The sequence below is a fragment of the Serratia sp. CY43202 genome (assembly GCF_052168755.1).
In the GTDB taxonomy this organism is placed as follows: domain Bacteria; phylum Pseudomonadota; class Gammaproteobacteria; order Enterobacterales; family Enterobacteriaceae; genus Serratia; species Serratia bockelmannii.
In genome coordinates this window covers 1-5412 of the sequence record NZ_JBJNMB010000018.1, presented here as the reverse complement: position 1 = coordinate 5412, position 5412 = coordinate 1, and the positions used below count along the sequence as shown (strand labels likewise).

5 protein-coding genes, 4 tRNA genes and 1 other RNA gene are annotated in these 5412 nt (G+C 51.6%); 8 read left to right on the top strand and 2 right to left on the bottom strand.

Translation table 11 applies throughout. The features are described from left to right. The first annotated feature begins 439 nt into the window (after positions 1–439). Together murB and birA are read left to right on the top strand one after the other, a co-directional pair. Positions 440–1477 (top strand): UDP-N-acetylmuramate dehydrogenase, encoded by a 1038-nt coding sequence (gene murB, locus ACJ8J5_RS24615; RefSeq protein ID WP_025304934.1) that lies wholly within the window; start codon positions 440–442, stop codon positions 1475–1477. Next, positions 1474–2436: a bifunctional biotin--[acetyl-CoA-carboxylase] ligase/biotin operon repressor BirA gene (gene birA / locus ACJ8J5_RS24610; protein WP_025304935.1), complete on the top strand. Its 963-nt coding sequence runs from the start codon at positions 1474–1476 to the stop codon at positions 2434–2436. The genes murB and birA overlap by 4 nt, the downstream gene beginning before the upstream one ends. 48 nt (positions 2437–2484) lie before the next feature. Here birA and coaA read toward each other — a convergent pair whose 3' ends face one another. Together coaA and ACJ8J5_RS24600 are read right to left on the bottom strand one after the other, a co-directional pair. After that, positions 2485–3435, bottom strand: coding sequence for a type I pantothenate kinase (gene coaA / locus ACJ8J5_RS24605; RefSeq protein ID WP_025304936.1), 951 nt, complete (start codon positions 3433–3435; stop codon positions 2485–2487). 219 nt (positions 3436–3654) lie between these two features. Then, positions 3655–4203 carry a GNAT family N-acetyltransferase gene (locus ACJ8J5_RS24600; protein ID WP_025304937.1) on the bottom strand — a complete coding sequence of 183 codons (549 nt, stop codon included), beginning with the start codon at positions 4201–4203 and terminating at the stop codon, positions 3655–3657. A 395-nt stretch (positions 4204–4598) separates the two neighbouring features. Between ACJ8J5_RS24600 and ACJ8J5_RS24595 the strand changes: the two genes are divergently transcribed. The 6 genes from ACJ8J5_RS24595 to ACJ8J5_RS24570 all read left to right on the top strand — a co-directional run. Next, positions 4599–4674, top strand: a tRNA-Thr gene (locus ACJ8J5_RS24595). Between the two features lie 25 nt (positions 4675–4699). Continuing rightward, positions 4700–4784: transfer RNA gene (locus tag ACJ8J5_RS24590), tRNA-Tyr, on the top strand. Between the two features lie 46 nt (positions 4785–4830). Beyond that, a non-coding RNA gene (locus tag ACJ8J5_RS24585) (RtT sRNA) lies at positions 4831–4946 on the top strand. A gap of 36 nt (positions 4947–4982) precedes the next feature. Further along, positions 4983–5057: transfer RNA gene (locus ACJ8J5_RS24580), tRNA-Gly, on the top strand. A gap of 6 nt (positions 5058–5063) precedes the next feature. Then, a tRNA-Thr gene (locus tag ACJ8J5_RS24575) sits at positions 5064–5139 on the top strand. Between the two features lie 109 nt (positions 5140–5248). After that, on the top strand, positions 5249–5412 hold a 164-nt coding region (locus ACJ8J5_RS24570; RefSeq protein ID WP_023158627.1), incomplete at its 3' end, for a GTP-binding protein.

Here is a 5412-nt window from a genome sequence, read left to right as displayed (position 1 = left end):
AAACGCCGTAGCGCCGATGGTAGTGTGGGGTCTCCCCATGCGAGAGTAGGACACTGCCAGGCATCAAATAAAGCCGAAAGCCCTGAACTGACGTTCAGGGCTTTTTGCTATGCGTAAAATAAATATACTGGCTGTATCTATTAATTTGAAAAATACCTTTTTGGCATATGTAGCTTATTCTTATAAGGAATCATAATGTTTTTTTGCCGGAGAAATAGCCAGATTAATATATAATTGATAGCTTCAGATTATTATTTAAATAATAAAAATGCCTATTTATTAATGTGTTGATAAGAAATATCTGGCTATATCAAAGATAAATCTTAATTCTTTAGTGTATTATTCGATAAATTTCACGTTAATTAAAACAAATATTAGCCAGACGCCTCGAATCGAGTAGACTAGGCGAAAGATTATTTCCGTATAGGTACTGAACGTTATGTCTACTGAAAGCGCGTCTTTAAAAAACCACAATACGTTTGCGCTCCCGGTCAACGCAGCGCACCTGATCATGGCCGATAGAATTGAGCTGATGCTCAAGGTGTGGCAACAAACGCGCAAGCGTCAGGAGCCGCTGCTGATTCTCGGTGAAGGTAGCAACGTGCTGTTCCTGGAGGATTTCTCGGGCACGGTAATGGTCAATCAGTTGAAGGGTATCGATGTTCGAGAAGATAACGATGCCTGGTATCTCCACGTCAGCTCCGGTGAAAATTGGCATGACCTGGTGCAATATACGCTGCAGGCTGGGATCTGCGGCCTGGAAAACCTGGCGTTGATCCCTGGATTGGCCGGTTCCGCCCCTATTCAGAACATCGGCGCCTACGGCGTCGAATTGAAAGACGTCTGCGAGTATGTCGATTTGCTGGACTTCTCTACCGGCGCTATCGATCGCATCCCGGCTGCCGAGTGTGGTTTTGGCTACCGGGAAAGCATTTTCAAGCACCGTTTCCAAACTGGGCATGTCATTGTCGGGCTGGGTCTGCGTCTCAACAAACAGTGGCAACCCAAATTGAGTTACGGCGATCTGGCCAAGCTGGAGCCCACCACGGTGACGCCGCTTCAGGTATTTGAATCCGTATGTGCTATGCGTCGCAGCAAGCTGCCCGATCCGCGCGAAACCGGCAATGCCGGCAGCTTCTTCAAGAATCCTTTGGTGAACGCAGAGAAAGCCGCAGAACTCGTCGCCAAATATCCTGGCATGCCGCATTATCCGCAGCAGGATGGTCAGGTGAAGCTGGCCGCCGGCTGGCTTATCGACCAATGCGAGCTGAAAGGATATCGCATCGGTGGTGCTGCGGTACACCGCCAGCAGGCGCTGGTGCTGGTGAACATCGACAATGCCCACAGCCAGGATGTGGTGGCGCTGGCGCGCCACGTACGCAAGACGGTGGCCGATAAATTCGGTGTGTGGTTGGAGCCTGAGGTGCGCTTTATTGGCGCGACCGGTGAGCTGAATGCCGTGGCGGTGCTGTCATGAAAGATACCAAGGTTCCGTTAAAACTGATCGCGTTGTTGGCCGACGGCGAATTCCATTCCGGGGAACACCTCGGTGAGTCACTCGGCATGAGCCGTGCTGCGATCAATAAGCATATTCAAACCATTCGCGAGTGGGGGCTGGATGTCTTTACCGTGCCTGGCAAAGGGTACAGCTTGCCTGCCCCCATGCCGCTATTGGAGGCGGAACGCATTCTAAAAGGGTTGGACGACAAACGCGTTACCGTGTTGCCGGTAGTCGACTCTACCAATCAATATTTGCTGGATCGTATCGAAACACTACAATCTGGCGACGCCTGCATCGCTGAGTATCAACTGGCTGGCCGCGGTCGTCGTGGGCGCCAGTGGATTTCGCCGTTTGGCGCCAATTTATACCTGTCGATGTTTTGGCGATTGGAACAGGGGCCAGCTGCGGCGATGGGGCTGAGCCTGGTGATCGGCATGGTGATGGCGGAGGTCTTACAGCGCCTTGGTGCTAAAGACGTGCGAGTAAAATGGCCCAACGACCTCTACCTGAATGATCGCAAATTGGCAGGGATCCTGGTCGAGTTGACAGGAAAAACTGGCGATGCGGCTCAGTTGGTCATCGGTGCTGGCATTAATTTGGCGATGCGGGATACCAATGCCGGGGGGATCAACCAAGGTTGGATCAACCTGCAAGAAGCCGGCATTAACATCGATCGTAATGAGCTGACTGCTACTTTGCTCAATGAATTGCGGCAGTCGTTAAAACAATTCGAGATAGATGGGCTGGGGCCATTCATTGGTCGTTGGCGCACGTTGGATAATTTTATCGACAGACCGGTCAAACTGCTGATTGGTGAGCGGCAGATTGTAGGGATCGCACGAGGCATCGATTCGCAGGGGGCACTGCTGCTGGAACAAGATGGGGAGATCAAACCCTTTATCGGCGGAGAGATATCGCTGCGCAGTGCAGAATAGCGAGCGCAACCAAGGGGACGTTACCGTCCCCTTGAGCGATCGGTAGTCTTACTTTCTTAAGCGCACGCTTTCAACGGCATGGTTGGCGCTTTTGGTCATGATCAGGCTGGCGCGTTCGCGGGTAGGTAGTATATTCTGCTGCAAATTCAAGCCGTTAATTTCATTCCACAATTGTGTAGCGATATTAATCGCTTCCGGTTCCGGCAATTTTGAATAGTTATGGAAATAAGAATCGGGATTGGAAAATGCGCCCTGACGGAATTTCAGGAAACGATTGATATACCAGCTTTGCAATAGCGTCTCCGGGGCATCGACATATATGGAGAAGTCGACAAAATCGGAAACGAATACGCGATGAGGATCGTGCGGGTAATCCATACCGCTTTGCAATACGTTAAGCCCTTCCAGGATCAGAATATCCGGTTGCTCGATGACTTTATTACCCTCAGGTACAACGTCATAGATTAAATGAGAATAAACCGGAGCGGTAACGCGTTTGGCGCCGGATTTCACTTCTGACACGAATTTCACCAGGCTATGCATATCGTAAGACTGCGGGAAGCCTTTTTTCTTCATCAGGCCGCGTTCGTTCAGCACCTTATTAGGATGCAAGAAGCCGTCGGTCGTGATCAACTCAACGCTGCGGTGTTCCGGCCAGCGGCTCAGCAACGCCTGCAACAGACGTGCGGTCGTGCTCTTACCTACGGCTACGCTGCCGGCGATGCCGATGACATAGGGAATTTTTTGCCCGTCGGTGCCGAGGAATTGCTCGAGCACCGCCTGTCGGCGCAGGTTGGAACTGATATAGAAGTTCAATAGTCGTGACAGCGGCAGATAAATCTGCGCAACTTCTTCCAACGAGAGATCTTCGTTAATCCCTTTCAGCTTAACGATCTCTTCTTCCGATAACGTCAGCGGCACCGAATCTCGCAACGCAGCCCATTGGGTACGATCGAACTGTAGGTAAGGCGTTGCTAAAGATTGATCTCTTTTTATCATAAGCCAAATTCTGCCTGTTAACGCAGGTTGGGAAAGGCGCCGGACGCCAACTCCAGAGAATAAACAAGCTGCATATTATAGACAGCTTCGTTTTTGGCGTAGACTTTTTTCGCAAAAGTTGTCGATAGGCAGCAGTTTATGTCAATTGTGCGAAGCGGCGCGCAGTTGATAAGGCGGGGTTGCAAGGCGGTATCATCGGGGCCGGATACCGCCTGAAGGCTAGCAGGCAATGGCGCGCGAAGGTTGGTTTACGGTGAATAGACGTTTGTAATAAATGACGGTCGGATGATAATGCCCATCGGGGCCCGCTGCATAATCCGGTAGCTCGCCCAAACAGCGATAACCCAGGCTACGATAAAGCGCTTCAGCCGCTGAGCCAGCCTGCGTATCCAGGTACAATAGCCCGCGCTGCTGTTGCAGTGCCGCCTGCTCCAACGTCTTCATCAGCGCCAGACCTACGCCGTTGCGGCGAGCGCGGCTATGCACCAATAGCTTCACCACCTCCGCACGATTACGGCCATTCGGTTTCTGGCAGAGCTCGAGTTGCACGGTGCCAACGACGCCGCGTTCGTCGCGGGCAATCCACAATAGCAGCTCGCTTTTGGCCAAGGCGGGACGCAGGCTGTGGAAGTAACTCTCGGCGTCTTCATGCGGGATTAAGGTGTCGTAGCCCACTGAAGCACCGTGGGTGACCGCATCGGTCAACAGGCGAGCCAATTCATCGCGATAAATCGGGAGCGTAGCGGCGTTGATAGGCACTATTTTCATCGGTCATTCCTCCAGAGATGGGGGTAATGAAGATAAGCAATAACTGCGCCAGAACGACGAAAGGCATAGCCACGGCGAAAGAGCGAGCAATAAGTGTAGTTCACGCCACGAACCTGGGCAGCGATCCTCTTTTTGGTGCATCGATCCCGCTCACGGTTTACCGACGCAGGTTACGTGTTTTGAGAAGCCGACACGGAGAAAGGGGCTCTCAATGCTTGCAAAAAGTGGATAAAATTGTAGAGAATGATTGCAGCAAGTGATGAATGTTTGCACGCCGCAGGCTGCGAATTGCATGACAGCATGCAAAATTGACTGATTTGTGAGCGAAAGTGCGCGTAAAGCAATTTTTTTGTTGCATAGGCCGTCCGCTCTACCTAGAATGCGCTGCACTTGATGCCGGCTTAGCTCAGTAGGTAGAGCAACTGACTTGTAATCAGTAGGTCACCAGTTCGATTCCGGTAGCCGGCACCATTCAAGTCACAAGTAGTTAAAATCTGGTGGGGTTCCCGAGCGGCCAAAGGGAGCAGACTGTAAATCTGCCGTCACAGACTTCGAAGGTTCGAATCCTTCCCCCACCACCAAATCTTGCCTTCGGCGATTAACTGAGATGCGATAAATACCGCAGCGGTTGATGGCGGGAGGAGAGGGCGAAAGCCTTCGGCAAGGTTCGAGCTGTGCAGCGCAAGGCGCAGCCGGCCCGAAGGATGCGAAGCGAGTGATGAATAGTCCTGCTCCATCCCAAAATTCTACAGAAAAATCAGGTAGCCGAGTTCCAGGATGCGGGCATCGTATAATGGCTATTACCTCAGCCTTCCAAGCTGATGATGTGGGTTCGATTCCCACTGCCCGCTCCAAGATGTGCTGATATAGCTCAGTTGGTAGAGCGCACCCTTGGTAAGGGTGAGGTCGGCAGTTCGAATCTGCCTATCAGCACCACTTCTTAATTTCTCGCCCCCTGATTTTCTTTCTGTTCTGGATTCAACGAGCAAATGCTTGGTTGATGTGGTGATACCACCGATTTATCCGTGTCTTAGAGGGACAATCGATGTCTAAAGAAAAGTTTGAACGTACAAAACCGCACGTTAACGTCGGTACTATCGGCCACGTTGACCACGGTAAAACTACCCTGACTGCAGCGATCACCACCGTTCTGGCTAAAACCTACGGCGGTTCTGCACGTGCTTTCGACCAGATCGATAACGCGCCAGA

Bases quoted from the DNA above. Each gene is read 5' to 3' on its own strand.
- murB (WP_025304934.1), top strand. From the start codon at position 440: ATGTCTACTGAAAGCGCGTCTTTAAAAAACCACAATACGTTTGCGCTC.
- birA (WP_025304935.1), top strand. From the start codon at position 1,474: ATGAAAGATACCAAGGTTCCGTTAAAACTGATCGCGTTGTTGGCCGAC.
- coaA (WP_025304936.1), bottom strand. From the start codon at position 3,435: ATGATAAAAAGAGATCAATCTTTAGCAACGCCTTACCTACAGTTCGAT.
- ACJ8J5_RS24600 (WP_025304937.1), bottom strand. From the start codon at position 4,203: ATGAAAATAGTGCCTATCAACGCCGCTACGCTCCCGATTTATCGCGAT.